A 26,834-nucleotide genomic window follows, 5' to 3' on the forward strand; every position below is an offset into this window, starting at 1 on the left:
AGAAGCGGCCTGGTCACTGGCTGACCCACATATCCTTATGCTCCCCGAGAGGCCCGCTCGTAGCGCATTGCTGCAATGGTGCCTCCGGTACGATGGTGGTGTGCTGCAACACGCCGCGAGCGTTGCCTTATCGTGGCGCTGCTAGGCGCAGGACCTGTTTCATGATTGACTGTTCCAGTGCGCTCAATGGATCACCTGCCTGCTTGGGAGGTTCGCATGAAGCGTCGCGACTTTATCCGCTGCTTGGGTTCGCTCGCCCTCACGATGGGTTCTTCAGGCCCAAGGGGACAAACATCATCCCGAATGTTTCGCGTCGGCACGCTCAGTCCTGGCACACCCATGACCGAGAGCGTCTATGGTCCAGCCCTGGTCCTCGGCCTCGCCCAGCATGGCTATATCCTCGGGCGCAATCTGATCATCGAGACCCGAGCTGCCGAGGGGCATCTCGAGCGCATCCCCGGGTTAATTCACGATCTCATCGCGAACAGGGTCGACGTGATGGTCGTGCAGGGCTATCCGCCGGCCCTCGCGGCCAAGCAGATCGGCGCCCTTCCGACGGTGGTTCTCGGCGGAACGGGCGATCCGGTTGCAACAGGCCTGATCGCGAGCCTCGCCCGGCCCGGAGGCAAAATCACCGGCATATCGGATGTGTCCGTCCAGCTCTCGCCGAAACGCTTGGAACTTCTGAAAGACCTGATCCCAACCTTGAAGCAGGTGGCAATGCTGTGGAACGCCAATGACTTGGGCATGACGCTCCGGGTCCGGGAGTCCGAGCAGGCGGCAAGGGCGCTCAACCTCAGCGTACAGGCCCTCGGCGTGCGTGAGCCGAACGATTTTTCGGCAGCGTTTGCCGCCATGATCGATCGGTTGCCCGACGGCATCCTCATGGTCAGTGACTCGCTCACCCTTCTGAACCGGCGCCGAGTGTTCGAGTTCTCGGCCGCTCACCGCCTGCCTGCCATCTATGAGTTCGAGGCTCTTGTCCGTGACGGCGGGCTGATGTCGTACGGACCGGACCAAAGCGGAAGTGCCGAGCGTGGGGCGGCGTTGGTGGACCGTATTCTCCGGGGCGCAAGTCCGGCCGACTTACCGTTTGAGAATCCGACCCGCTTCACCTTCGCGATCAATTTGAAGACAGCGAAGAGCCTTGGGATCACGGTGCCTTCAACGGTGCTGGTGCAGGCTGACGTGCTGATCGAGTGAAAGGCATCCAAGGTTGCGCCAGAGCTCGCACGGCAGGCTGGATCCGGAGAATTTCACGTTACTGTAAATCAGCATCGTCGCCAATCGTGACCCCAGAGAATTTCCATTCTGTGTGGATATAGCCCAAGGGGCTGCGCCACCCTCGTGAGGGGACGATCTTTGGTGCCGTTTCACACTCTTGACGAGCACAAGCGCTGGCCACACGTTCGCTTGATGGCCCCAGCCCGGCTCTCGTCGATGGTACCGTTATGACGATTGACATTGACCAACTGACCGAGGCCGGGCTGATCGATCTCAACCACCGCATCGTCGAGCGCCTGCGCTTTCTCAACCAGATGCGCGCTCATGTGGAGATGCTGGAGTTCAAGATTGTGAACGGGTCAGCTTCCAGCCTCCCGGCCAGGGTCCCCTTGAGGGCATGCTGACGCGCTACAACAGGCCTCTGATCCAGAGTGGTCGCTCTCTCCTGATGGCGGGATGAACGAACCGCCGTCCGGTCCCGGCACCGAGCTGATGGCGGGGACGGGGAACTCCACCATGATCCTGCCCGCAATTGACCCAGCTCCGTCCATCATGTGGTCCGGAGTGGATGATGCGGGGCCGTCGCCGCTGGAAGCGGAAGGGTTGTTTCGATCACGACCGTGAACCAGGACTCCTTCGCCCCAAAATCCTACCGCACTTTCCCACCGTTCGGCCCATCTGTGATATCTTGAAAGACGAAGGCCGTAGCGCCTGCGCGTGGCTCAACGCGGGCCACGCAAGGTCTCGCTCGAGGAGAGGCGAGAGATGACAAACACGCAACTGATGGGGCGCCTTAAAGGAGGAACCCATGAAAGTCAGTGAAGTCATGACACAGGATGTGCGCTTGATCGAGCCAACCCAAACCCTCCGGGATGCAGCCCGAATGATGGCCGAGCTGGATGCCGGTATCCTGCCGGTGCGCGAGGGCGATCGTCTGGTCGGCATGATCACCGACCGCGACATCGCCATTCGGGCGGTGGCCCAGGGCAGGGGCCCGGACACATCCATCCGCGAGGCGATGACGGACGAGGTCCTGTACTGCTTTGAAGACGACGATACCGCCAAGGTCGAGCGCAACATGGCCAGCATCAAGGTGCGGCGCCTGCCGGTGCTCAACCGCGACAAGCGCCTGGTCGGCATCGTCTCGCTCGGCGACCTGGCGATGGCTGACAAAGCGGCCAAGGTCGGCGCCGCAATGGCCGGTATCTCGCAGCCGGGTGGCCAGCACAGCCAGACTGGCGGATCACGGATCTAAATCGGAATGTGGGGAGGGGACCGCCTGTGATGATTCCCCGTCCCAATTGAGTTCTCTTCAGCCGAGACGGCTGGATCGGGAGGCGCCCGATGATCTGGGCGCGCAGGATCATCGTCCCGGCCGAATGGACCGAGGTCCAGGACGAGTTTGAAAGCCTGTTCGTGAAGCTCGGGTGCCCGGGTCAGATGATGTTGGTGGCCACCTCCGATCCTGCGCCCATCCGGCTCTTCGCCAGCTTGCCTTCTCCAGGCCTTCTGAACGCCCTGGCCGGGTTGGCTCTGTTGCATAAACTGCAATAAGTCATCATGAGCCTACCGGTGCGCCTTCCTCATGCGGCGAGACCGAACAACTGGTTCACCAGACGAACTTCGCCTGTCACGCCCGCATGCCTCAGCATGCAGTGACCTCGGCGGACCATCCGCATCACCTCAAAACCTTTCAACGTTGCGCCGGCGGTTTTCATGCTCTGGAAGCCGCGCGTCGGACGGATCACGCGCTTGAGCGCGCCATGATCCGCTTCAAGGATGTTATTCAGATATTTCGAGGTGCGGTGTACCACATCGTTCGGCAGAAGCCCTTCGTCCTGCAGGCGCAGGATTGCCTTGGGATACGACGCCAGTTTGTCGGTCGTGATGGATGAAGGAGGATAGTCGCTCACCGCCCGCTGGGCTTTGCGCAGGAAGCGATAAGCCGCTCCGGTATCACGCCGGCCGGACAGCATGGAGGCAATCAGCCGACCATGTTTATCGACCGCTCGAAACAAGTACCGCCAGCGTCCGCCCACTCTTACATAGGTCTCATCCACCCGCCATGAGCCTGAACGATGTCCCTGGTATGGTCGCACCCGCTTCTCGATCTCCGGGGCATAGCGTTGGACCCAACGAAAGATCGTGCTTGGACTGACGCTGACACCGCGCTCGGACATCATTTCAGCCAGATCACGATAGCTGATCCCGTACTTGCAGTACCAGCGTACGCACAGCAGGATGATCTCAACCGGGAAGCGACGGCGCTTGAACAGAGACACGGGAGCGGATCCTTGATGAACCGCTCCTCGCTATACCGCCAAGGTTAATGCAACAGTGCCGCTGGAGCGCACGACCCGGCGCGTGGCCTTGACGACCGTCGGACGGGAGTTCCTACCGCTTGTCCGACGGATGCTCGACGAGTTCGACTCGTCGCTGTTCGCGATGCGGGATGTCGGCAGACAACGGCGGGGTTTGATCTCGCTCGCTTGTGTGCCGACGGCGGCGTTTTACTTCCTGCCGTCTGTCATCGCACGGTTCAACGAGCAGTACCCGAACATCCGCTTCAGGATCCTGGACCTGTCCGCGAACGAGGGCTTGGAGAGCGTGGCACGTGGCGAGGTCGAGTTCGGCATCAACCTTCTCGGCTCGTCTGATCCGGAGCTGTCGTTCGAGCCCCTGATCGAGGATCCCTTTGTCCTGGCTTGCCGACGGGACCACCCGCTGGCCCAACGGGACGTTGTCGCGTGGTCGGATCTCGAGGGCCAGCCGCTTGTGGCCGTGAGCCGGACCAGCGGCAACCGCATCATGCTGGATGCAGCACTCGTGCGAGCCGGTGTAAGCCTGAGTTGGTCCTATGAGGTGACCCACCTGTCGACATCCCTGGGTCTCGTGGAGGCTGGGCTCGGCATCTCGGTCCTGCCGAAGCTCGCAACACCCCAGGGAGATCATCCCATCATCGTCACGCGACCGATCCGGAACCCGGAAGTGTCACGCACGATCGGTGTGGTGCGCCGGCGTGGCGGCCGCCTGGCGCCCGCTGCCGAGCGTTTTCTCGAGATGCTCCTGGGCACGTGGAAGGACGCGACCTAGCGCAGGAGCCAAATCGAAATGCACGGCTCTTTCAGCCCGTTGGAGCCGGATGGTCTGCGAGGACCGCGCATAACCCTGCCAGTTAGTACATTCCAACAGGGTTGGTCATACTGACCCGGCACGTGTCGGCGTGATGTGTCGGTGAGACGTGACACATGTCCACGATGGTTCCCCGCCGTGCGGATGCTCCCAAACGTGCAAGGCCAACTCCCGGCCGTAGGGAAGCCATCATCCGTCTACGATCCGGAAGGGCCGCTTGTGGCACGACGCGGAAGTAGAGCTGACTTCTGCAATGTGACGATAAATTGCCGTTCAAAGGGTCACCCTTATGGATCACCTCTGACCGAAAGCGGGCCTCGTTTGTCTCGACGCTTCCCGACCTCTCGACGCAAATATGGGTGAGAAGGGAAGTGGAAACGTCTTGGCGCGAACTCCCAGCCTATGCGGCAACTCCACCGGGCGGGTTTTGAGGCACCGACTGTCCGGACACTTCGGATTATGCCGCTTGGTGGAGCCGTTCAAATCGACCTAGTGGCACCACCATCGACGCGAAGTTTCGTCCCAGTCACATAGGATGCGCGTGCGGATGCCAGGAAGACGACTGCGTCGGCAAATTCCTCCGGGCGGCCGTAGCGGCCCATGGTGATCGACGCAGCAGATTCCGCGACAATCTCGGAGACATCGCGACCGGCTCGTTGAGCGGCGCTCGCATCGAGGTCATCGGAACGCTTGGTATGAATCCGTCCCGGCAGAACCACGTTGACCGTGACGCCGTTCTTGGCGACTTCCGTCGCAAGCGTCTTTGACCATCCGATGAGTGCCGAGCGGATACCGTTGGATAGGGCTAGGCGCGGGATCGGTTGCTCGACGCCTGATGAAGCAATGGAGATCACCCGGCCCGAGCCTCGCAGCTGCATCGGCGGCAGCAGGGCGCCGGTCAGATGAAAGATGTTGGCAGCTATTGTCTCGAACTGGCGAAGCCAATCGCTGCGCCTGGCTTCGAGTGCGGGTGCCGGTGCCGGGCTCCCGTGTTGTTGACGAGAATGTCGACGCCTCCCGTTTCCAGGAGCGCTGCTATGGCCGTGTCGACGCTGCCGATTTCCGACATGTCGATCGCGTGCGGAATGACCCGCCCTGCCGATTGCGGCAAGGTTGCGGCCCATTCGACAATCGCATCCCGGTTGCGGGCAGCGGCATGAACCTCGACACCTTCAAGCGCGAGTGCCCGAGCAACGGCCGCACCGAGCCCACGGCTTGCTCTGAGCACCAACGCTTTTCTGTTCTGCAATCCGAGGTCAATCAGCTTAGCTCCTCCAAACGCTTGGTCTGGCGTGCAATTAAGCGTTCGATCTCTGCGATGTCGTTGCGAGACAGCACGCCACTGGGTTTGCGTAAAGCGGGTGAGGCAATCGCTCCGCGCTTGGCCATGATGTATTTGCGGATCGACAGGCCAAGGCCCGGCTGCTGTTCATAGCGAGCGAGCGGTAGATAGGCGTCGAACAGGTCTTGGGCCCTTTCAGGATCGCCCGCATTGTAATGCTGTACGACGTCACGCATCATCTCAGGATAGGCAAAGCCCGTCATGGCGCCATCCGCACCGCGGCCTATTTCCTCGGGCAGGAACATGCCGCCGTTGCCGCACAGAATGGAGATGCGCCGACTGCCAGACTTCGCGGCCATTGCGCGGAGCGCCGTGATCTTCGCAAGCCCAGGCCAGTCTTCATGCTTGAGGCAAACGCATGTGGGGATCTGCTCGATGACGGCCTGGATGACCGAAACTGGGATGGTGACGCTCGTTGCCAGCGGAAAATCCTGCAGGACGAAGGGTGTCTTGCCGATGAACTCGGCAGCCTGTTTGTAATAGTTGAGTATGGGCTGATCGTTGCGCAGAGAGGATGGCGGCGCGATCATGACGCCAGAGGCGCCATCGTCCATCACCATCTCGGTCAGGGCCTTCATCTGGGCGAAGCCCGGCGATGACACGCCTGCGACGACGGGAACGCGGTCGTTCACCCGCTTCAGGATGCGCCGAACATAGGTCTGGGATTCCTCGATGGTGAGCTTCTGCGCCTCGCCCATCATGCCGAGCACGGTCAGGCCGGTTGCGCCGCGCTCGAGATAGAAATCGACCATGCGGTCCGTGCTCTCGAGATCGAGCGCGCCATTCTCGGTGAACGGCGTGAGGGCGATCACATAGACGCCCTTGGCGTCCTCGGTCAGTCTGGGCATTCCTGCCTCCTTCATGGTGTCGGATAACGGCTCTGGCCAAAAAACCCATCCGGCTGGCCGATCATTGGCCGGAGTCCCATACGCTCTACCAGCGCTTCGGCCTCACGATTGGCCTCATCGATCACGGCACGGGTGTTGGTGCGCGGCGGCTGGCCGCCTTCCAGAAGCACCTCGCCGTCGATGATGACAGTGTCGACATCGTTGCCGTTGGCGAAATAGACCAGATGGAACGCCGGCATATGGAAGGGCGCAAGATGCGGCCGGGCCATATCGACCAGGACGACATCCGCTTTCTTTCCTGCTTCGAGCGATCCGATCTCAGCCTCGAGACCCAGAGCGGTCGCGGCATCGATGGTCACCATCTCCAATGCCTTGCCCGGTGGCAGGACCTTCGGATCTCGGAAATGCGTGCGGTGATAGTGCATGCATTGCTGCATGTGACGGAACATGTCGCCTGAGCGGTCCGGCGCTGTGGCGTCGGAGCCGATGGCGACAACCGCGCCGGCTTCGATCAGCTCGACCGCAGGGCAGCGCCCCATGATGGACGCGATGGCGCTTGGATTATGGGCGATACGCGTGCCCGTATCAGCAACGATCCGTACCTCTTCCGGCGTGATGTCGATGGCATGCGAGAGCAGCGCGTCCGGCCCTAGAATGCCCATTGCATGGGCCCGTGTCACCGAGCCGCGCCAGTGCCCGTCCTGGGTGAACACGACACCTGCCTCGCGGGAGAGTTCGCGTACGATCTGGGTTTGATCGATGGCCAGCGCATAATCCTCCTTGCACATTTTCTCTTCATGCTCGTTGCGGAGCACGGGAGAGAGAAGAGCAATGCGAATGCGGCCGGCGCCGTGCCACTCACGAAGCAGGGCGCGGCTGACCGCGAACTGATCTTCAAAGCCCACAGGCCGGTCGGAACGACGTCCCTCGCGCCAGGTTCCGTAGGTGCGGGGATGCGGCGGACGGGTCGGCCCCACGGCTACGACGGACCGTGTTCCTATATCCGTCACGCCTTCACAATGAGCACGGCCATAGGCTGTATCGTCCGTGCGCATGATGGTGTCGCCGCCACCGAGTAGCGACACGCCGGTCGTCACACCGAAATGCAGGCGCTCCAATGCCGCGAGCCTTGCTTCCGCATACCAAAATTCTGGGGTTGAGCCTGTCGTGTAGGCAGCGTTGCAGATCTCTTCCCAATGACCGGCCTGCTCCATGCCCATGGTCTTGATCAGCCCGTGGCCAGCATGGGCATGGACGTCGATGAGACCCGGCATAACGACCTTGCCGGATGCATCGATGGTTTTAGGCGCGGTGTAGCGAGCAGCGATTTCTTCAGCGTCGCCCACCGCGACTATCCGGTCGCCGGAGATCACCACGGTACCCCGGTCGATGATCCGACGGGCCGCGTCCATCGAGACTACCGTACCGCCGGTAACAATCAAATCAACTTGGATCATAACTGCGACTCCCGAAGGCCAAAGGCGGGCAGGGCGGTAACGTCGAGCACACCATCCGAGCGCATCCGCCAGTTAGGACGTGATCCAGACAGTCCTGTTACCCGCAGAGGATTGTAGAGATAGAACCAGGCCGGATCGGCCTGAAGTTTTTGGTAAGCCTGACGGTAGATGTCCTCCCGCGCCGCGACGTCGGTGGTCCGCCGAGCTTCATCGAGCAACGTTTCGACTTCGCCGTTGTGAAAACCGAGCCACCAGGAGCCCTCCACGCGGGCATCGATCTTTTCGGCCAGCACCCGGAAGGTGCTCAACGGGCTTGAGTCGAAGACGCACATGTCGCGTACCTTACTCAGCCGCACTCTGTGGGCATAAGCCTCGCGATCCTCGTGGAGATGTACGTTCAGCGATACGCCGATGGCGGATAGCTGCTCTGCGACCGCCGCCGTTAGAGCCGCGGCTTCATCGGGCAGCCGTGTCGGGCAATCGACCTCAATCACGAGGCCGTCCGCGTAGCCGGCCTCTACGATGAGGCGCCGCGCTGTCTCAAGATCCGGGCCGGCGTCGGTCGGTAGCATGCTTCCGAAGTGAACAGGGCTCACGAAGCCCGTCAGCGGTTGGGCTGCGCCATGGACGACGTTGGCGATCAGGGTCTGCCGGTCGACAGCAAGATTTAGAGCCTTCCGGATGCGGGGGTCGGCGAGGGGGCCACGCGCCGCGTTGAAGAGATAAATGATTGCCACCGGGACCAGCGACACAATCCGCGTGAAGCCGCCATCATCCTCCAGAGCCTTGGAGGCTCGAAAGTCCAGACTGTTTGCGACCTGGGCTTTGCCCGATTGCAGCAAGGCAAGGCGCTTTGCGGCATCCGGCTCCAGCTTAAAGCAAATCGAGTCATTGGCTGGCGCAACGCCATGCCAGCCGTCAAAGCGCTGCAACCGGATTTCCTGGCCCTCGACCACATCGGTCACGCGATAGGGCCCAGTTCCGACCGGCAGTGTGGTGTCGCCGGATTCGTAACGGTCGAGCGCCGATGGAGAGACCACATATCCGTAGACCAGAATATCGAGCAGGTCGGCAATCGGCTTCGACAGGTGGATCTGGACCGTCAACCGGTCGGTCGCCTCGATGACGGCATCGCCGAGGTACTGGTGCCAGACGCCGGGGGCGCCAAGGGTATGACCCTTGTCCGGACGGGCCATGCGGCGCAGGGATAGACAAACGGCTTGCGCATCGCAGGGGCTGCCATCGTGAAAGGTCAGCCCCTCGCGCAGCGTGAAAGTCCAGTGCCGAGCATCGGCACTGACTTGCCACTCATTCGCCAACCCGGATACGAAGCCGCCAATACGGCCATAGCGAACCAATCCGTCGAAAATCGCGTCGAAGACGGCGAGAACGTCGTTCGCGTCAGTGCAGTCATGTGGATCGTCCAGCCGAAGGCGCGGCTGGAGTATCGTGACGGTGGGGGGCATTATGCGCTCCGAGCTGCGGATATCTGATCGTGGAGGTGACAGGCGACGGAGCTGCCGTCTGGCTGCATCTGGAGGGCAGGGCGCTCGGCAGCGCAGCGGTCGAAAGCAAGCGGGCAGCGCGTGCGGAAACAGCAGCCATGAGGGAGGCGCAGGGCGCTCGGAACCTCGCCGGTGATCTCGATCTCCGGCTTGCGCAGGGCCTTGTCGACGGTCGGCGCGGCTGAAAGAAGGGCTTTCGTGTAGGGGTGCTTCGGCTGGTTGAACAATTGGTCCCGACTGGCGGTCTCGACCATGAAACCGAGATACATCACGCCGATCTTGTCGGCGATATGATGCACGACCGACAGGTCATGGGAAACGAACAGGTAGGACAGGCCAAATTCGTCCCGAAGATCCATCATCAGGTTGAGAATCTGGGCCTGGATGGATACGTCGAGCGCGGAGACAGGCTCATCGGCGATGATCAGCTTCGGACGCACCGAGAGCGCCCGGGCGATGCCGATGCGCTGCCGCTGGCCGCCGGAAAACTGATGCGGGTATCGGTTCGCCTGTTCGGCGTTGAGGCCGACACGGGCGAGCAGCGCCACAGCCTCTTCCTCGAGCGCCTTACGGCTCATCGTGCGCCCGGCCTGAGCCCGCCGGGGCTCGATCACAATGTCCTTCACCCGTTGGCGGGGATCGAGGGAGGCATAGGGGTCCTGGAAAATCATCTGCAGTTTGCGCCGCACGGGACGCATCTCCCGGAAACCCAGATGCGACACATCCTCACCGTCGACACGGATCTCGCCGGCGGTCGGCTCGTAGATCCGCGCGATGGTCTTGGCGACGGTCGATTTACCGCAGCCCGACTCGCCCACCAGCGCCATCACCTCCCCGGGTGCTATCGACAGGTTTACGCCGTTGACCGCACGCAGGATTTTTTGAGGCGCCAGTAGCTGGCCCTTCTTGAAGCGCAGTCTTTCAAAAATGCCTCCGCTGACGGGGAAGGCCTTCACGAGGCCGCGAACCTCCAAAACGGGTGTCGTCATGCCTCGGTCTCCTCAAGTGGAAAATGGCAGGCGGCGTCAAGCGTCTGCCGAACCGGGGCGAGCTCCGGCGTCTTTTCCGCGCAGAGCGGTCGCGCGCGGAAGCAGCGCTCCCGAAAGCTGCAGCCTATGCCGAGTTTGCGGATATCGGGTACTGTGCCGGGGATTTGCCGTAATCGATGCTGGCGATCCGTGATGCGGGGAATGCTGTCCAGCAGGCCACGGGTATACGGATGGGCCGGGTGGGTGATCACATCTTCCGTGCGCCCGCGCTCGACCACCCTGCCACAATAGAGCACCACGATCCGGTCGGCCATTTCTGACACCACGGCGAGGTCGTGGGTGACGAGGATCATCGCGGCTCCCCGCTCGGCGATCTGGCGACGCATCAATTTGAGGATCTGCGACTGCACGGTCACGTCCAGCGCCGTGGTCGGCTCGTCCGCGATGATCAGCCGTGAGCCGGCCAGCAAAGCTATGGCGATCACGACACGCTGACGCATGCCTCCGGAGAACTGGTGGGGATAGGCATCGAGCCGGCTTTCCGCCTCGGAAATTCCAACGTCCTCCAGCATGCGGATGCAGCGGGCTCGACGGGCGGGTTCGTCGAGATCGGTATGGAGTTGGAGCATCTCGTCCATCTGGCGCCCGATGGTGTAGACCGGGTTGAGGGACGTCATCGGATCCTGGAACACCATGGCGATTTCGCCACCGCGCACCGAGCGAATCTCATCCTCGCTCTTCTTGGTGAGATCCTCGCCGTCGAAAAGGATTTCGCCTGCCTCGATGCGGCCGGGCGGATCGATCAGCCGCAGGATCGAGAAGCCGATCACCGACTTTCCGCCACCGGACTCACCGACAAGGCCGACGACCTCGCCCTTCCTCACGTCGAAGCTCACGCCATCGACCGCCTTCACCAGGCCGCCAAAGGTGTGGAAATGGGTTTTCAGACCACGGATATCGAGCAGCATCTCACTCATCGCGCATCTCTTTTCATGATTCACCGCAGACGGGGATTGAGTTCGTCGCGCAGGAAATCGCCGAACAAGTTGATGCCGAAGACGAGGAACATGATGAACAGGCCAGGAAAGGCAGAGGTCCACCAGATCCCGGAGAGCAGGACGTCGAAACCTTCCTTCACCAACAATCCCAACGAAGGTTCGGTAATCGGCACGCCGACGCCGAGGAAGCTCAGCGAGGCTTCGATGAGAATGAAGGTACCGACCTGGATGGTGGACACCACGATGAGAGGCGTCATGACGTTGGGAAGGACGTGGCGTACGATAATCTGCAGATCGCCGAGCCCCGCGACGCGGGCGGCCTGGATGTATTCCTTCTGGATTTCGCTCAATGTGGATCCCCGAACCGTGCGGGCATAGACCACCCAGCCAACGGCCGTCAGGGCAATCAAGACCATGACGATCCCCGTGCCGAAGGCCGACATGAGGAATAGTGCGATCAGCATCGACGGGAACGAGAGCTGGATGTCGGCGATGCGCATGATCACGCTGTCCACCGTGCCGCCATAATATCCCGACAGCAATCCAAGCGTCGTTCCGATCGTGCACGATAAGGCCATGGCGGTGAGGCCGATGAATGCGGAGATGCGCGCGCCGTAAACGATAGAGGCCAGAACGTCTCGACCCTGGCCGTCCGTTCCGAGAAGGTAGCGACCGTCACCCCCCTCCAGCCAGACCGGCGGCTTGAAGCTGTCCATCAGCTCAAGCTGCGACACATCATAGGGGTCCTGGAGCACGAGCAGCGGGCCCAGAATGGCCATGAGGGCGAAAACGACCAGCAGGGCACTTCCGAGGATCGCCGGAAGGTTTCTGCGGTAGTTGAAGACGAATTCCGAGGAGAGGAACCGGGTCATGTCGTCCTCACTTCACGGCGATGCGCGGGTCGATCAGCGTGTAGACGATGTCGACGATGAAATTGATGGCGACGAAGATGAAGGCGGTCAGCATCAGATAGACCACGATCACCGGGCGGTCGCCGCGATAGATCGAGTCGATCAGAAGCTTGCCGGTGCCGGGCCAGGCGAAGATGGTCTCGGTAATGGTCGCGAAAGCGATCAGGTCGCCGAGTTGAAGGCCAAAGATCGTCACAACCGGAATGAGTGCGTTCTTCAAACCGTGACCGAACAGGATATGCCGCCGCGAGGCGCCCTTCGCACGGGCGAAGCGGATGTAATCCTGACGCATCACTTCCATCATCCCGGCGCGGGTGATACGCAAGATAATGGCGAGAGTCGCCAGGGCAAGGGTGACGGCCGGCAGGATAATATGAGACCAGCCGTCGCTCGTTAGAATGGAGAGGCGCAAACCTAGAAACTGGACGGTCTCGCCGCGTCCCGAGGAGGGCAGGAACTGATACCGGACCGAAAAGAAAAAGATCAGCATCATGCCGACCCAGAAGCCGGGGAGAGAGATGCCGAGCAGAGAGCCCGCCATGATGCCGCGTGAGACAGGCCGGTTCGGATTCGCGCCTGCAAAGACCCCGAGAGGAACTGCAATGACCGTTGCCAGTGTGATCGCCACGAGGACCATTTCGATGGTGGCAGGCAGGCGCTCGAGGATGAGATCCATTGCGGGCTGCCGGAAGACATAGGAGCGGCCGAAATCACCCTGCATAAGATTGGTCACGAAGATCCAGTACTGACTGAAAAGAGAACGGTCCAAGCCGAGGAGGTGGCGTGCCTGCTCGATTTCGGCTGTCGTTGAATCAATCGGGATCACCATGAAGACGGGATCTCCGGTGAAGCTCATCATCAGGAAGACGATGACGGATACTGCAAAGAGTACCAGCGCCATCTGTAGGAGCCGCTTTATCAGGTAACCAAGCAAGACGGTGGTTCCATCGGTTGCCGAGGGGAAAGACAAGGCGCCGCCGACGAGAGTGACCGGCGGCGCATTTAATGGAAAAGGCGGCGAGCCTTATTCCTTGACGTCGATCTCGTAGGCCCAGAGGAACTTGTCGGCCCGGGGCGTCAGCTCGACGTTCTTCTTGGCGGCATACAGATCCTGCTCGTAATGGATCGGGATCATCGGAATGTCCCGCATCAGGATTTTCGTGACCGCCTGCAGGTGGGCGTCGCGCTCCTCGAGCTTCGAGGTCCCGTCGGCCTTGTCGATCAGGGCGTCTACCTCGGGGTTCGAGTAGGAGCCGCGATTGACCTGGCCATAACCTTCCTTCTTGCCGCGCGAGTAGAACATCACGCTGTACATCGAGCCGCCATCGCCGGACGGGACATCCCAGCCGCTCATGATCAGGCTCGACTGATTGCTCGGTACGCGGATGTAGCCGAAGAAGTTGGACTTCGGCATCAGGTTGAGCTTGAGGTCGATCTTGATCTTGCCCAGCATCGAGGCCAGGGCCTGGGCGATCTGCTGGTCGTTCACGTAGCGGTTGTTGGTCGCGTCCAGGGTCACGGTAAAGCCGTCGGCATAGCCTGCCTCGGCCATCAGCTCACTGGCCTTCTTGAGATCGAAGGGGTACATCTTACGGAAGCTTTCCCCGTCGACATGGCCGGTATGGGATGCCGGGACATATTGGTCGGACTGAGTCGACAGGCCGTTCATGATGATCTTGTTGATCGCACCGGTATCGATGGCGCGTATCATCGCCTCGCGGACGCGGCGGTCCATCATCGGGTTCTTGTCGAGCGAAATCGTCGGGCTCTTGGGACGGTTGTCAATGGAGATGACGACGTTCAGCAGGCTCGGCTGCGTGAGAACCTTGTAGCGCTCATCGGACTTGACGCGGCTGACGTCGCGCACGTTGAGGTCCTGAATGACATCGACCTCGCCGGTCAAAAGAGCCGCGGTGCGGGTGGCGCCGTTAGTGATCGGACGGAACGTCACCGAATCGATCTTAGGAGCACCTGCAAAATAGTCCTTGTTGGCTTCGAGGGTGATATGATCTTCCTTTATCCACTCGATCAGCTTGTAAGGGCCGGTGCCGATCGGCTTCAGGTCGACCTTCTCGTTTCCAACTTCCTTTGCGTATTTCTCGCTGAGGATGAGGACAGCAGCGAGATCGTTCGGAAGGACCGCGTAGGGGCGGGGAGTCTTGATTTCAACTGTGTAGTCGTCGATTGCCCTGAAGGCCGAGATGTTGGCGCCGAGGTTAGCCATCAACGACTTCTTGAGCCGGTCGAGCGTGAACACCACGTCCGATGCCTTGAACTCCGTACCATTGTGGAATTTCACGCCCTTCCGGAGCTTGAACACCCAAGTGGTCGGGTCCGTCAGCTCCCAGCTCTCCGCCAGGCCGGGCCCGAACGACAGGTCGGCCTTCCGGCGAACCAGCGGATCGTAGATATGATAGAAGAGGATGTTGCTCGACAGCTCCTCGCCGGCCTGCGGATCTAGGTTCACTGCATCCGATGTCAGCCCGATCTTGAGAGACTTGGCGTCGGCGATGCCGGCCAGCGTGGTGGAGGCGAGGAAAACGGTGGCCGCAAAGAGAGCGTTCCGACCGTTGATCATGCGTAAGTTCAACATTTTCAGTTCCCTTTATTGATTTGTCGATCTGTTGCCTACGATGGAATTTATCGAAGTGCGGTCTGCACTTCGATCTGATAGCCCTCGGGATCCTCGCACACGAATGCTCTGATCCCGAGAGATTGGCTGTCCTTCGGCTCGGTCAGAGCCGCGACCTTGTGGGCAGAGAGGTAGCGGTGCCAGGCATCGACATCCGGAACGCGAATGCAGATCTGCACGGGCTTGACAGGATGGGCGCGGTGCATACCGCGCGTCTCGTCCACGAGCCCTACATACGCATTATCCGCTATGCGCAGGATCCTCGACCAACCTTGATCGATCTCCAGCGGAAAGCCCATCACCTGCGAGTAGAAGGCGAAGGCCCTGTCCAGGTCGACATAGTAGAGGAAGGTGATCGCCTTCTCCACGGTGCCGTTATCGGGGCGGCTGAGGGTAGCTTCGCTCATCGGGCTTTGTCCTGTTGAAACCATTTGGAGGTGCCACGAGCGACAAAGCGACCGTCACCGGGCGTGTTGACGACTGATGTGCCGTCATAGGCGAGTTGGCCGCCGAGGTATGTGCGCGCCACCCGTCCGGCGAACCGGCGTCCATCGTATGGACTCCAGCGCAGACCATCCTGGGCGCGCGAGGAGTCCCACACCGTCTCGGCTTCCTCGAAGATGGCGATGTCGGCGTCGGCGCCGGCCTGGAGCACACCCTTCTGCGGATAGAGGCCAAAGAACCGGGATGGGCGTGCCGAGAGCTGGTCGGCTGTCATGCGGGCGGCATCGGTGCCACGGTCTTTGGCCGCGGTGAAAAATGCCGGCAGCAGCGTTTCCATGCCCGGCACTCCGGCACCCGCGTCGAAGATGCTGTCGGTGAATTTGTTGTCGATGGGCCAGCTCGAATGGTCCGAACTGACAAAGGCGATTCGCCCTTCAAACAACTCTTGCCAGAGAGCGTCGATCTGGCCGGGCCGGATCGGCGGATTGACCTTCATGCGCGGGCCGAGTTCGTTACCATCGCGCTCCGGATCGAACCAGAGATAATGAACGCAGAGCTCGCCTGTCGCCCGATACCCGTCGCGGGCGTAGTGATCGACCAACTGAAAGCCACGCGGCACGCTGATGTGCACGATATGCGCATGGGCGCCGGCACTGGCGGCCAGCTCAAGGAAATGGGCCGTCGATGCCAACTCGGCAGCGGGCGGCCGGCTTGGCGAATGAGCAGCGATCCCGTTGCTTCCCGCCACGCGGGCTCGAGCCACGTGAGCCCGGACGATTTCCTGGTCTTCGTTGTGAAGACCGAGCGGGAGATCGGTTGCAGCAAGCGCCTCAAGCAGGTCGAGGGTCATGGCCGCGTCGATGCGGGGAAACCGGGTCGGGCTGCTCTCAAAGGCGGAGATCTTGAAGCCGATGACGCCGCTGTCGATCAACCGCGAAACCTCATCCAGCGGCTGGCCGGGCATGACAGTGCCGTAAAGGGCCACGTTCGCATGGGCATAGCGGTGGATCGCCTCGACCTTCGCGGAGAGCTGCGCGCTTGAACTCAAGGGCGCCGGGTTGTCATAGGGCATGTCGACGAGAGTCGTGACGCCGCCCGCAATCGCCGAGCGCGTCGTAGGCTCAATGCCGGGGAGCCCGAGATAGCTGCCAGCATGAGTTTGCCCATCGACGACACCCGGCAGGATATAGGCATCACCGGCGTCGTGCGTGTCTCTGGCTTCCGGAGCTTCCCCTGTGCCGACAGAATGGATGGTCCGGCCCTCGATAGCAACCCAGCCATTCTCTAAAACGGCATCGGGGGTGGCGACCTTTCCTCGAATGACAAGATCGACGCTCACTTGCCTCTCCCCAGATAACCGAGTTCAGCGTGGGTGCAGGCAAGTGCCACACCTGCCTGAACCGGGTCTATGACGGGCAGGCCAAGTTCGGCTTGCAGCGCGGCCCGATAGGCGCCGAGGCCGGCACAGCCCAGGATGACAACGTCGGCACCATCCTCATCGCGGAGAGCCGCCCCGATGCGCGCGACCCGTTCGACCACATTTGATGCGACAAGTTCGACGATTGTCATGTCGAGCGAGCGGTCACCTGCAAGCCGGCCCTCGAGTTTCAGGGCTTCGAGATAGCGGCGGTGCCGAACGATGGACGAGGGTCCGAGGGACACGATGCCGAAACGATCTCCAAGGCCAAGCGCGGCCAGATAGGCGGCCTCAGCGATGCCGGTGACTGGCATGGGTGTCGCGGCGCGGACGCGGCCAATGCCTGGATCCGAGAAGCAGCTGATGACGATGGCGTCGGCGTGGGCATTCGCGGTGGCATCGATGAGAAGGGGGATCACCTCGGACACGTGATCGTCGGTCTCGATACCGGGCGGGGCGTTTTCCAGCTCCATGCAGCGGATTCGATGTCCATTCCCATCGAACACTCCAAGGCACTCCTCCATGGATCGAGTGACCGCCTTCGAGCTGTTGGGGTTGATCACGAGAATGTCTGCCAAACGTCCCTCCAACCGACCTTAACTGGTGCAGTCTTTATGATATTTCTCGTAATATACTATAAAATATGTCATGTCGACTGTCACTCTCTTGCATGACGGACAAATCCGAGAGAGAAGGACGATTGAGCCAAGGGGCTGCACCGGCGAACCTGCTGAAGCGGGCCAGTCGGTTTCGACAATTGGAGTGCGACAGAGTGCAGACCCTCATTTCCGTGCGCGATAGCACGGGTACCCGCAGCAAGAAGCTGTCGCTGACCGAGACCGCCCACCAGGTCCTGCGCGCGCGTGTGCTTTCCGGGGAATTGCGGCCCGGTGCCGAGTTTTCCGAATCGGAACTTGCCGATCAGCTCTCTATGAGCAAGACGCCGGTGCGCGAGGCTCTCGGACGGTTAGTCGCCGAAGGGTTGATTGAAGCTTTTCCCCGCCGCGGCTACAGAGTCACTCCGGTGACCGTCAAGGACATCAACGACCTATTCGCCATCCGTGCCATGACCGAGGGAACGGCCGCTTCGATGGCAGCGCTGAACCTGACGCCCGCCGATCTCGACCGGTTGGAGACGCTGGCGGAGGCTCGGTACGATCCCTCCCAGGGCGAGAGCGTGCAATCGTTCGTGAAGGCCAATCGCGATTTCCATATTGCCATTGCTGAAGGTGCTAACAACCCGCGTTTGCTGGCGATGGTCGCCGCCTTTCTCGACGAATGTACACGGCTCTTCTATCTCGGTGCGCTTAGCCGTGACGTGAACCCTGAAACCAGTAACGACCACCGGCGCATCGTGGGCGTTTTGCGCCTACGTGATCCGGATCAGGCACGGGCGGCAATTGTGGAGCACAGCGAACATACACAACAGGGTATTCTAAAGGCTCTGATCTCAAGCAATACTTCTGCACTCACTCTTTGACGTAAGGGGAAATGACCCAAGGTCTGGAAGTGGCAGTGCGCCCCGAAGGCGCGGATCACCAGTGGAGGAGGATTCCACCCAGAGAGTTGTCGATTGATCTGGTAGCTGACGAGCGGTTCGGCCGGGCAACCGGACGGGCTGGAGCCTCGTGACAAAGGTCGCTGTAAGGCGGCTGAGCAATCCGATGGGCCGTAACGTGAGTGAAGCCTGAGCAGGCTATGAGCGTGACAATGCGGATGCCGACCCTCCTGCCATTTGGGGAAGGCCGTGCGAGCGGGGAAGCAATCGACACACGCACTCGCTCGATCCGCCGGGGTAGTGGGCACGGCACGTCGGAAGGGTGATGCGGGTCATCGGGGGAGACCCGTCCTGCGCGAGGGTAGCGGCCTCAACGGCGTTGTACGGCGCCGGCCAGGGCGGGAGTCGGACAGGGTCATACGAGCGCTGAGGCCGGGTAACGCCGGCGGAGCAAAGGACCCTGACTTCTGGCGCGCTTTCGAAGCTGGTGAGGTGAGGGTGATTGGCCATGCGCCTAGGAACACCTGAGAAGATCCGGATCCTTCAGAGAAAGCTCTATTGCAAGGCGAAGGCGCAGCCCGCTTTCCGCTTCTATGGGCTCTACGACAAGATCTGTCGCGATGACATCCTGCGTCACGCCTACGGGTTGGCCCGCGCCAATGCGGGTGCTTCAGGGGTGGACGGGATGAGCTTCGAGCAGATCGAGGCGCGGGACCTGGAAGTCTGGCTGGCGGGCTTGCGCGAGGAACTGATCTCGAAGACGTACCGGCCCGATCCGGTACGGCGGGTGATGATCCCGAACCCGGACGGCGGCGAAGCGTTCCAAGCCCACGTGGTCTCGTATGCCGACGACTTCGTCATTCTCAGCCGCGGTCGTGCGGTTGAGGCATTGACGTGGACAAAGGCCGTGATGACAAGGCTTGGGCTGAGCATCAACGAGGCCAAGACCTCGCTGAAGGACGCCCGCCAGGAGCGCTTCGACTTCCTCGGCTACGCGTTCGGGCCTCACTATTACAAGGCGAACGGCCGACGGTATCTGGGTGCGAGCCCGTCCAAGAAGAGTGTGCAACGGCTCAAGACGAAGGTCGCCAACCTGCTGACGCCCGGCCACACTGAACCATGGGAGGAAGTGCGCGATAGGCTGAACAGGTCCCTGCGCGGCTGGTCGAACTACTTCGCCTATGGGACATGTCGGCCGGCCTTCCGCGGGATGGACCAGTACGTCACCGAGCGCGTGCGTGCCTTCCTCGCCCGACGGCATAAGGTGCATGGGCGCGGCAACCGACGGTTCACCTACGACGTGATCCATGGTGAGCGCGGTGTGCTGGCTCTGGAACGCTTGCCCCGAACTGCCTCGCCGTGGGCCTGGCAATGAAGCCGGTCGGAGAGCCGGATGCGGTAGCGCCGCACGTCCGGTTCGATGAGCGGGGATGGGAAACGGGGCGTTGCCGCATGGCCCAAGCTACCGCGCCCATCCTCGACTCTACCTCCTGAGACGTAAGCTTTCGGTCCGCTTCGGCACTCAACTGCCGACGTTCGTTGAGCCGCCGGAATGCGAATGCCTGACCCAAAGCAGAAATTTCCTGCGTACAGTGATCAGGCCCGTGACACGGAACGCCCGCCGGCTGCCGGCTGGGTTTGACTAACTAAAATGAAGAAAACTCCACCCGGGCGAGCGGGCTCTAGGGTTGGCTAAACGAGTAGTAAGATCTCAAAGTCGACGTGCTACCTCGCATGCTACTGCCAGAGATGACGTCAGCCCGGGACTCTCGATCCCAAAGAGATTGATAAGGCCCGGAATGCCGTGGACCTCCGGGCCGTGAATTTGGAAATCTGCGGAAGGCTCCCCGGGCCCCGTCAGCTTGGGCCTGATGCCTGCATATCCCGGGACTAGTGAACCTTGGGGCAAGCCAGGCCAGTAGTGACGAACTGCGTCCTCGAAAGCATTCCGGAGATCCTGCCGCACATGGTAGTCGAGCGTGTCAATCCATTCCGTATCTGGTCCGAACCGGGCTTGGCCCGCCATGTCAAGGGTGAGATGGACACCCAAACCATGGGCATGGGGGGCGGGATAGATCAGTCGCGAGAAGGGAGCCCGACCCGAAAGCATGAAGTAGTTGCCTTTGCAGAAACGCGTCTCCGGGATGTCATCCGCCGACAGCCCTACAATGCTTCGTGCAACTATCGAAGCATGAAGACCAGCAGCATTCACCAGAATTCGGCAACCGACCTCCACGGGTTCATTGCCTCCGCATTGTGCCTGCAGCAGGCTCGGCGCTGGTGAATGGCGTACGGAATGCAAAAAGTGCTCCGGCATTCTCCGCGTCACCCTGCAAGGTCAGCATAAGGGCATGGCTATCGACGATTCCGGTAGAAGGCGACCACATTGCCCCGACGGTCTTGAGGGCCGGCTCCATCGCGCGGGCTTGTCCGGCAGTGATCATTTCCAGATCGTCCGCCCCATTAGCGTGTCCCTGTGCTGCGAGAGCCTCGACGGAAGCCAACTCCAACCCATTCGATGCTGTAAGAATCTTTCCGCACCGGCGATGGGGAATGCCGCGTTCGGCGCAATAGGCATAGAGTGCGTGCCGCCCCTCCAGGCAGAGACGCGCCTTTAGACTGTCCGGTTGGTAATAGAGCCCGGCGTGGATCACCTCGCTGTTGCGCGAAGAGGTCTCGGTGCCAGCGCCCTGTGCTGCTTCCAGCACGAGCACTGACAGATCTTGAAGAGCGAGTTCCCGCGCGACCGCAAGTCCGACGACACCTGCGCCGATGACGATCACATCGAAGTGGTCCATAGAGTTCGGTCCGTCGTGTTGAACGATCTATGAGGCGGGCACGTCACAAATGAATTGGCCGCTCACTACATCAAATCCAGTGACCGGGGGCGTGTTGATAGCGCAGGCCTCGGGCCGGGCCCGTGCTAGGAGGCGGCCGTGCCCACCTGCCGCGAGTCGCTCACCCTCGCGACAAACAACCGTGCCGCGCGCCATCGTCATCACGGGCATGCCCGTCACACAACGTCCTTCATAAGGTGTCCAGCCAAGGCCGTCGTGCAAGGCCTCGGGAGTGATCCTAATCTGCTTCTTGGGATCCCAGAGGACGAGATCGGCGTCAGCGCCTGGGGCGATGACACCTTTGCGGCCGGCGAGGCCATAAAGGCGCGCGGGCTCGGTAGCCGTCACCTCGACGAACCGCTCAATCGATAGACGTCCACTCACGACGCCCTCCGAGAAAATGAGGGGAAGGCGAAGCTCCAGGCCGGGCATGCCGTATTGGACCCGGTTGAAGACGGTATCAGGACCGTCCCTCAGCTTGCCGTCAGGACCTTCCATCACGAAGGCGGAGTGATCCGAGGACAGGATGGAAAGTGTGCCATCACTTAGGGCCGACCACAGCGCGTCCTGGCTCGCCTTGTCGCGCAGTGGAGGGCTGCAGCAGAATTTGGCGGCTTCGAAGGATGGTCGGTCGAGGGCCTCGCGTGTCAGGACCAGATACTGCGGGCAGGTTTCAGCATAGATGGGGAAGCCGCGCCTCCTGGCCCAGCGGACCTGTTCCACCGCTTCCGCGCTCGACATATGAACGAGCACGATTGGAATGTTGACAAGCTCCGCTAAGGAGACGGCGTGGTGCACCGCGTCGCGCTCTGCTAGCCTGGGCCGCGCATCGGCAAGATGGTGGATCTGGCCGTAGCCGGATGCCAGGAGTTTCTCGGTGAACCACGCAATCATATCGTGGCTCTCCGCATGGATGAGCGGCATCGCCCGCTCGCGTCGGACTGCTGTCAGAACGTCGAGCGCCGCCCGGTCGTCGAGACGAAGGGCATCGTAGGTGAGATAGATCTTCACGGACGTGAAGCCCTCATTCACGAGCGCAGGTAGATCGACGTCCAGCGTCTGCTGCGACGCATCCGTCACGATCAGATGGAAGCCGTAGTCGAGCACGGACTTGCCTTGTGCACGGGTCTTGTATTCCTCGACTACACGACGAAGGCTCTGGCCTCGGTGCTGGGCTGCGAAAGAGATCAGCGTGGTGGTTCCGCCAAAGGCTGCCGTGACACTCGCCCCCTCGAAATCATCCGCGGTACGGGCCCCGCTTGAGACCATTTGGTCGATATGGCAGTGGGCATCCACACCGCCAGGGAGAACGAGAAGTCCGCTCGCGTCTACCACCTCGGCCGTGGCCGAGAGCCCTGAACCTAGCACCGCGATCCGGCCGTCGCGGATGCCAATATCTGTTTCCGCAGTGCCCTTTGGAGTCACGACCCGCCCGCCGCGGATTACTATGTCGAAGGATTGCGTGCTCATAAGGATCTCGGCCTCCGCCGCTAAAGGGTCAGGCTGAATGCATAACGGTCTTGTTCTGCATCCGGGATACAAGGCGCACGAACGGCCAGAACATGAGGAAGTACACGATGGCCGCCGCCACGAGCGGGGTCGGGTTGTAGAGGAGACCTTGCGCGATTTGTGCCGAGCGCAGCAACTCCTGCAGCGCCACCGCAGACGCAATGGAAGTCTGCTTAACGAGCTCTACCGTGTTGCTAACCAGATCCGGCAGCACGTTGCGTGTCCCCTGCGGTGCGACAACATATGTAATGCTTTGGAGCCAGCTGAGACCTGTCGATCGGGCGGCTTCCCGCTGGCCCTTCGGCACGGATTCAAGACCCGCTCGGAAAATTTCGGCGAAATAGCTTGAGCCGTTTAGCGTCAGAGCGAGAACGGCTGCCGAGAATTCCCCAAGGCTAAGTCCGAGGAAAGGAAGGCCGAAGAAAATGAAAATCAGTAGGACGAGAGGCGGGATTGCCCGTAGCGTGTCGACATAGGCAACGAGCACCATGCGTAGTGGGGTGCTGCGCAGGTCTTGCGCCACCGCGATGACAAGACCGATGGCAATGGACAGCGGCACCGCAACTGCCGCCAAGGCAAGGGTTAGCCATAGTCCCTCGACGAGAAGGGGCCAGACTTCCCGGAGAACGTCGAGATTGAAGAAGGTGGTGACGAGCTCGCTCATTAAGACCTCGGATGGGCGTAGGCCTGCTCAAGCCAGCGTGTGAAGCGCACGAAGGGCAGGAACAGAGCGAGGAAGAGAAGCGCGCCAACAGTCAAGGCAGTCGGATTTGCGACGTTAGACTGGATGCTCGATGTGACACTAAGCAGTTCTGGAACGGCAATGACTGAGCCGAGTGTGGTGCCCTTGCTAATGCCGATGGCACGGTTGGTGAGGGGCGGAATGGATATCCGCACCACTTGTGGCAAGATAATATAAGCAAGCGTCTGAGTGAACCCCAAACCAGTCGAGCGGCCCGCCTCCCATTGTCCCTTATGGACTGCGTTGATCCCGGCCCAAAAAATCTCTTCCGCGAATGCCGACAGAACTATCGCGAGAGCGACCACAGTGGCGGTGAACGGGTCTAATACTAGTCCGAGATGGGGTAGAGCGAAATAGGCGAGCACAATCAGCACAAGCTGCGGAATCGAACGAAAGAAGTCGATATAGAAGATGATCAGCGCATTCAGTGGTTTGATGCCGTAGAGCCGGATGATGGCAATCAGGAGCCCGAGCGGAGTCCCGATCACGACCGTCAGCACCGACATCTGGATCGTGATGAAAAACCCCCAAAGAATATCCGGCCAGTAGTCCGCCATCAGCGGAAAGTCGAAGAAATATCGAACAATTTGATCCATCGGCTGCTGTCAGGATTTGGTGCGAGTGACGAATTCGCGAATGCGGGAGTTCTGCGGGGAAACCAGGATCTCCTCCGGCGTGCCTTGCGCCAGCACTGATCCGTGATCCATGAAGACCACCCGATCTGCCACCTCACGGGCGAATTGCATCTCATGGGTGACCACGATCATGGTCATACCCAGCTCCTTCGTGCGCACCATTACGTTGAGCACTTCGCCGACCAGCTCTGGATCCAGAGCAGAGGTTGGCTCGTCGAAGAGCATCACCTGCGGTTCGAGCGCCATGGCACGGGCGATGCCCACGCGTTGCTGTTGGCCGCCCGAGAGCTGAGCTGGGTAGGAGTCCGCCTTTTGTGCGAGCCCTACAAGCTCAAGGTGCTTGAGGGCCTTCGCATCCGCCTCGGCCTTGGAAAGGCCGACGACCTTGCGCAGAGCGAGCGTCACGTTGCCGAGTGCTGTCTTGTGCGGGTAGAGATTGATGCTCTGGAACACCATGCCGATGCGCCGTCGCAGAGCGTTAAGATCCACGTTATTGCCCGTAGCCTCGTGCCCGCCGACAACGATGCGTCCACTGGTTGGCTCCTCGAGGCGATTGATGCATCGCAGGCAGGTGCTCTTGCCCGAGCCAGACGAGCCGACGATGACGACGGCCTCGCCTTTTCTGACCGTGAGGTCGATGCCGCGAAGAACTTCCACGGCACCATACGATTTACGGAGCCCATCGATGACGACGATGTCGCCGTCACCGTTGGGGCCGATGCTGTCTTGTGTAACCATCACTGGCAGGACGTCTTGCGCTCGGTAACATCGTAGCCCTCGAAGTCGGGCGCTCCGGTGCCGGGGTAGACCTTCGCGGTGGAGGACCCTTCCTCCGGCGCCACACCGAACCATTTCTCATGAATTTTGGCGAGGGTACCATCCGTCTTCAGGCACTCGACAGCTTCCTCAACCTTTGCGCGGAATGCAGTATCTTCTTTGCGGAAGGCAATGCCGAAGTGCCTGCCGCTGTCGAGAACAAAAGCAACGTTGGTATTGGGCACCTGGGTCGAGACATAGCGCGAGACAGGAGCATCCGCGACATTCGCGAATGCGCGGCCGATCATAACTGCCTGCACGGCATCCGCATTCTTGTTGTAGCGCTGGATTGAATAGCCGTACTTGGCTTGATTATCCGTGAGCCACTTGTCCGAGATGCTGCCGTTATTAACGGTGATTTCCTTACCCTTCAATTCCTCAAGGTTGGCGATCTTGCCACCCTTCTTGACGAGGAAACCCATGCCGGTCGGCATGTAGGGTTCACTGAACAACATCTGGGCCGCACGTTCGGTGGTGATGTTTGTCGGTGCCGGGATCATTTCGTAACGCTTGGAGAACAGGCCTGCAAAGATCGCCGAGAAATTGCTATCGGTTACATCAATGCCAGGACGGCCAAGCTTTTTCGCGATGGCTTCCGCGAAATCATAGGTAAAGCCGGTAATCTCGCCTGAGGTCTTCTTGAAACAGAACGGAGCGAAACCGAGGTCACATGCGATCTTCAGCTTTTCGTTCTGCGGGTGATCGGCATCCTGTGCCAGGGCGGGAGTTGTGAGCAGAGCGGCGAGAGCCAGGCCTTGGGCTGCAGCGCGCATCCCCTTCATCGACGAAATCCACATATCCTCTGTTCCCTTAATGTTTTTGACGGAACAAGCCCATCCATAGATCAGCGTATCAGCAGTGACCCATTCCTTGCCCATGCTATCTTATGGCCAAGGCATAACGTTATGTTAAGTAACAATGTTTAAGTCACCATCGGATTTCGATGCACGTTCGCCTGCAAGGTCGTACAAGATTTTCGCGAATGCCTGAGCCACGCGCGATAGAGGTTCCAAGCGCGATTTGAGAAGGTGAATGTGCATCCGTGTGTGCGGCAGGAACGGCCGCGTCTCGATCTTGGGCCAGGTACCGCCGCGGATCACGAATTCATCCACGATGCCAACACCGGCTCCGGCCTGGACCAGGGAGCAGGCCACGGGCGTGAACCGCACGACAGTGTCGAACCGAAGCGATGCGCCACTTGCCGCAAGGGCGTGCTCGACATAGAGGCCATAAGGGGTTTGCGGGCCGTAGCCAATAAGAGAATAAGGCGCTAGATCAGCAGGGGTGATCACGGACAACTGAGCGAGCTCATGGCCGCGCGGGACGATGACCCTGAGGCTTCCCTCAAAGATGGTTGTATCCACAATGGTTGGCTCATCGACCGGCAGGACTGAAAGGGCTAGATCCACCCGGTTTGCGCTGACACGGGCTACAAGCTCCGGCAGGGTTAGGATCTCGAACTCGACCCGCACATCGGGAAAGTGGTGCCGGAAGAGGTAGATAGCCTCAGGCACGAAAGCCTGACCGACGCTTGGGCTGGCGACAACATGCATGCCGCCCGTACCACGCTCACGCAACTCCTGCGCCAGGTTGTTGACCCGAAGAACGCCCTGGTGGACCTGATCCACTTCCGCAAAAAGGCGTTTGGCCTCGGGGGTCGGCTGAACGCGGCCTTTTACACGCTCAAAGAGCTTCAGGCCGAGACGATCTTCTGTATATGCGAGCAACCGGCTGATCGCGGGTTGCGATACCGCCAACAGGCGAGCCGCACCGCTAATCGAGCCTGTCACCATGACAGCGCGGAACACCTCGATCTGCCGTAGATTGAAGCGCATAGAGATAACATCCGGTTATGACCTGACGCAGAAATAGCATGTTCCTGATGGGATAACACCCAC

24 protein-coding genes and 3 pseudogenes are annotated in these 26,834 nt (G+C 60.7%); 7 read left to right on the forward strand and 20 right to left on the reverse strand.

The annotated features are described in order from the left end of the window. Positions 1–216: 216 nt before the first annotated feature. The 4 genes from BB934_RS40520 to BB934_RS40535 all read left to right on the forward strand — a co-directional run bounded on the left by BB934_RS40520 (position 217) and on the right by BB934_RS40535 (position 2,778). Complete coding sequence (locus tag BB934_RS40520) at positions 217–1,203, forward strand: ABC transporter substrate-binding protein (protein WP_157934634.1); 987 nt, start codon at positions 217–219, stop codon at positions 1,201–1,203. A gap of 248 nt (positions 1,204–1,451) precedes the next feature. Beyond that, positions 1,452–1,628: a hypothetical protein gene (locus BB934_RS40525; RefSeq protein WP_175608901.1), complete on the forward strand. Its 177-nt coding sequence runs from the start codon at positions 1,452–1,454 to the stop codon at positions 1,626–1,628. Between the two features lie 404 nt (positions 1,629–2,032). Then, positions 2,033–2,479 carry a CBS domain-containing protein gene (locus BB934_RS40530; protein ID WP_099515276.1) on the forward strand — a complete coding sequence of 149 codons (447 nt, stop codon included), beginning with the start codon at positions 2,033–2,035 and terminating at the stop codon, positions 2,477–2,479. A gap of 89 nt (positions 2,480–2,568) precedes the next feature. Continuing rightward, positions 2,569–2,778 carry a hypothetical protein gene (locus BB934_RS40535; RefSeq protein WP_099515277.1) on the forward strand — a complete coding sequence of 70 codons (210 nt, stop codon included), beginning with the start codon at positions 2,569–2,571 and terminating at the stop codon, positions 2,776–2,778. A 29-nt stretch (positions 2,779–2,807) separates the two neighbouring features. Here BB934_RS40535 and BB934_RS40540 read toward each other — a convergent pair whose 3' ends face one another. Then, a complete protein-coding gene (locus BB934_RS40540; RefSeq protein ID WP_099514513.1) occupies positions 2,808–3,506 on the reverse strand; it encodes an IS6 family transposase in 699 nt (232 codons plus the stop codon). Positions 3,507–3,567: 61 nt separating this feature from the next. Between BB934_RS40540 and BB934_RS40545 the strand changes: the two are divergent. Then, positions 3,568–4,317, forward strand: a pseudogene (locus BB934_RS40545) (LysR substrate-binding domain-containing protein); the annotation flags it as partial. A 518-nt stretch (positions 4,318–4,835) separates the two neighbouring features. Here BB934_RS40545 and BB934_RS40550 read toward each other — a convergent pair. The 12 genes and pseudogenes from BB934_RS40550 to BB934_RS40605 all read right to left on the reverse strand — a co-directional run bounded on the left by BB934_RS40550 (position 4,836) and on the right by BB934_RS40605 (position 17,477). Further along, a pseudogene (locus tag BB934_RS40550) lies at positions 4,836–5,584 on the reverse strand (SDR family oxidoreductase). A gap of 32 nt (positions 5,585–5,616) precedes the next feature. Next, positions 5,617–6,546, reverse strand: coding sequence for a dihydrodipicolinate synthase family protein (locus BB934_RS40555; RefSeq protein ID WP_099515278.1), 930 nt, complete (start codon positions 6,544–6,546; stop codon positions 5,617–5,619). An 11-nt stretch (positions 6,547–6,557) separates the two neighbouring features. Then, positions 6,558–8,003 carry an amidohydrolase family protein gene (locus BB934_RS40560; protein ID WP_099515279.1) on the reverse strand — a complete coding sequence of 482 codons (1,446 nt, stop codon included), beginning with the start codon at positions 8,001–8,003 and terminating at the stop codon, positions 6,558–6,560. Next, on the reverse strand, positions 8,000–9,469 hold the full coding sequence (locus BB934_RS40565) for an ABC transporter substrate-binding protein (RefSeq protein WP_099515280.1): 1,470 nt from the start codon (positions 9,467–9,469) through the stop codon (positions 8,000–8,002). The genes BB934_RS40560 and BB934_RS40565 overlap by 4 nt, the downstream gene beginning before the upstream one ends. Beyond that, the gene (locus BB934_RS40570) at positions 9,469–10,497 is read right to left on the reverse strand and encodes an ABC transporter ATP-binding protein (protein WP_099515281.1); all 1,029 of its coding nucleotides are present in this window, start codon (positions 10,495–10,497) and stop codon (positions 9,469–9,471) included. Before BB934_RS40570 ends, BB934_RS40565 begins: the two co-directional genes overlap by 1 nt. Beyond that, on the reverse strand, positions 10,494–11,474 hold the full coding sequence (locus BB934_RS40575; protein ID WP_099515282.1) for an ABC transporter ATP-binding protein: 981 nt from the start codon (positions 11,472–11,474) through the stop codon (positions 10,494–10,496). Before BB934_RS40575 ends, BB934_RS40570 begins: the two co-directional genes overlap by 4 nt. Before the next feature lie 20 nt (positions 11,475–11,494). Continuing rightward, entirely contained in the window at positions 11,495–12,367 is an 873-nt protein-coding gene (locus BB934_RS40580; RefSeq protein ID WP_099515283.1) for an ABC transporter permease, read from the reverse strand. Positions 12,368–12,374: 7 nt separating this feature from the next. Next, positions 12,375–13,340 (reverse strand): ABC transporter permease, encoded by a 966-nt coding sequence (locus BB934_RS40585; RefSeq protein WP_099515284.1) that lies wholly within the window; start codon positions 13,338–13,340, stop codon positions 12,375–12,377. A 90-nt stretch (positions 13,341–13,430) separates the two neighbouring features. Further along, positions 13,431–14,999 carry an ABC transporter substrate-binding protein gene (locus tag BB934_RS40590; protein ID WP_099515285.1) on the reverse strand — a complete coding sequence of 523 codons (1,569 nt, stop codon included), beginning with the start codon at positions 14,997–14,999 and terminating at the stop codon, positions 13,431–13,433. Between the two features lie 47 nt (positions 15,000–15,046). Beyond that, positions 15,047–15,445 carry a VOC family protein gene (locus tag BB934_RS40595; protein ID WP_099515286.1) on the reverse strand — a complete coding sequence of 133 codons (399 nt, stop codon included), beginning with the start codon at positions 15,443–15,445 and terminating at the stop codon, positions 15,047–15,049. Continuing rightward, complete coding sequence (locus tag BB934_RS40600; protein WP_099515287.1) at positions 15,442–16,821, reverse strand: dihydroorotase; 1,380 nt, start codon at positions 16,819–16,821, stop codon at positions 15,442–15,444. Before BB934_RS40600 ends, BB934_RS40595 begins: the two co-directional genes overlap by 4 nt. Then, positions 16,818–17,477: an aspartate/glutamate racemase family protein gene (locus BB934_RS40605; protein ID WP_099515288.1), complete on the reverse strand. Its 660-nt coding sequence runs from the start codon at positions 17,475–17,477 to the stop codon at positions 16,818–16,820. Before BB934_RS40605 ends, BB934_RS40600 begins: the two co-directional genes overlap by 4 nt. A 194-nt stretch (positions 17,478–17,671) precedes the next feature. Here BB934_RS40605 and BB934_RS40610 point away from each other — a divergent pair, with 194 nt between their 5' ends. Continuing rightward, positions 17,672–18,379 carry a GntR family transcriptional regulator gene (locus BB934_RS40610; RefSeq protein ID WP_099515289.1) on the forward strand — a complete coding sequence of 236 codons (708 nt, stop codon included), beginning with the start codon at positions 17,672–17,674 and terminating at the stop codon, positions 18,377–18,379. A 526-nt stretch (positions 18,380–18,905) separates the two neighbouring features. Next, positions 18,906–19,772 (forward strand): group II intron maturase-specific domain-containing protein, encoded by an 867-nt coding sequence (locus BB934_RS40615; RefSeq protein ID WP_173909566.1) that lies wholly within the window; start codon positions 18,906–18,908, stop codon positions 19,770–19,772. A gap of 336 nt (positions 19,773–20,108) precedes the next feature. Here the strand turns inward: BB934_RS40615 and BB934_RS40620 are convergent. The 7 genes and pseudogenes from BB934_RS40620 to BB934_RS40650 form a co-directional block, all read right to left on the reverse strand. Next, positions 20,109–21,195: pseudogene (locus BB934_RS40620) on the reverse strand (NAD(P)/FAD-dependent oxidoreductase). A gap of 27 nt (positions 21,196–21,222) precedes the next feature. Continuing rightward, positions 21,223–22,704: a dihydropyrimidinase gene (gene hydA / locus BB934_RS40625; RefSeq protein ID WP_099515291.1), complete on the reverse strand. Its 1,482-nt coding sequence runs from the start codon at positions 22,702–22,704 to the stop codon at positions 21,223–21,225. A gap of 28 nt (positions 22,705–22,732) precedes the next feature. Then, positions 22,733–23,407, reverse strand: a complete 675-nt coding sequence (locus BB934_RS40630) for an amino acid ABC transporter permease (RefSeq protein ID WP_099515292.1) — start codon at positions 23,405–23,407, stop codon at positions 22,733–22,735. Next, complete coding sequence (locus BB934_RS40635) at positions 23,407–24,081, reverse strand: amino acid ABC transporter permease (protein WP_099515293.1); 675 nt, start codon at positions 24,079–24,081, stop codon at positions 23,407–23,409. Before BB934_RS40635 ends, BB934_RS40630 begins: the two co-directional genes overlap by 1 nt. 9 nt (positions 24,082–24,090) lie before the next feature. Next, positions 24,091–24,858: an amino acid ABC transporter ATP-binding protein gene (locus tag BB934_RS40640; RefSeq protein ID WP_099515294.1), complete on the reverse strand. Its 768-nt coding sequence runs from the start codon at positions 24,856–24,858 to the stop codon at positions 24,091–24,093. Continuing rightward, entirely contained in the window at positions 24,858–25,814 is a 957-nt protein-coding gene (locus BB934_RS40645; RefSeq protein WP_237050642.1) for a substrate-binding periplasmic protein, read from the reverse strand. Before BB934_RS40645 ends, BB934_RS40640 begins: the two co-directional genes overlap by 1 nt. Before the next feature lie 30 nt (positions 25,815–25,844). After that, entirely contained in the window at positions 25,845–26,771 is a 927-nt protein-coding gene (locus BB934_RS40650; protein ID WP_099515295.1) for a LysR family transcriptional regulator, read from the reverse strand. Positions 26,772–26,834 lie beyond the last annotated feature (63 nt).

This window comes from Microvirga ossetica (genome assembly GCF_002741015.1).
GTDB lineage: Bacteria > Pseudomonadota > Alphaproteobacteria > Rhizobiales > Beijerinckiaceae > Microvirga > Microvirga ossetica.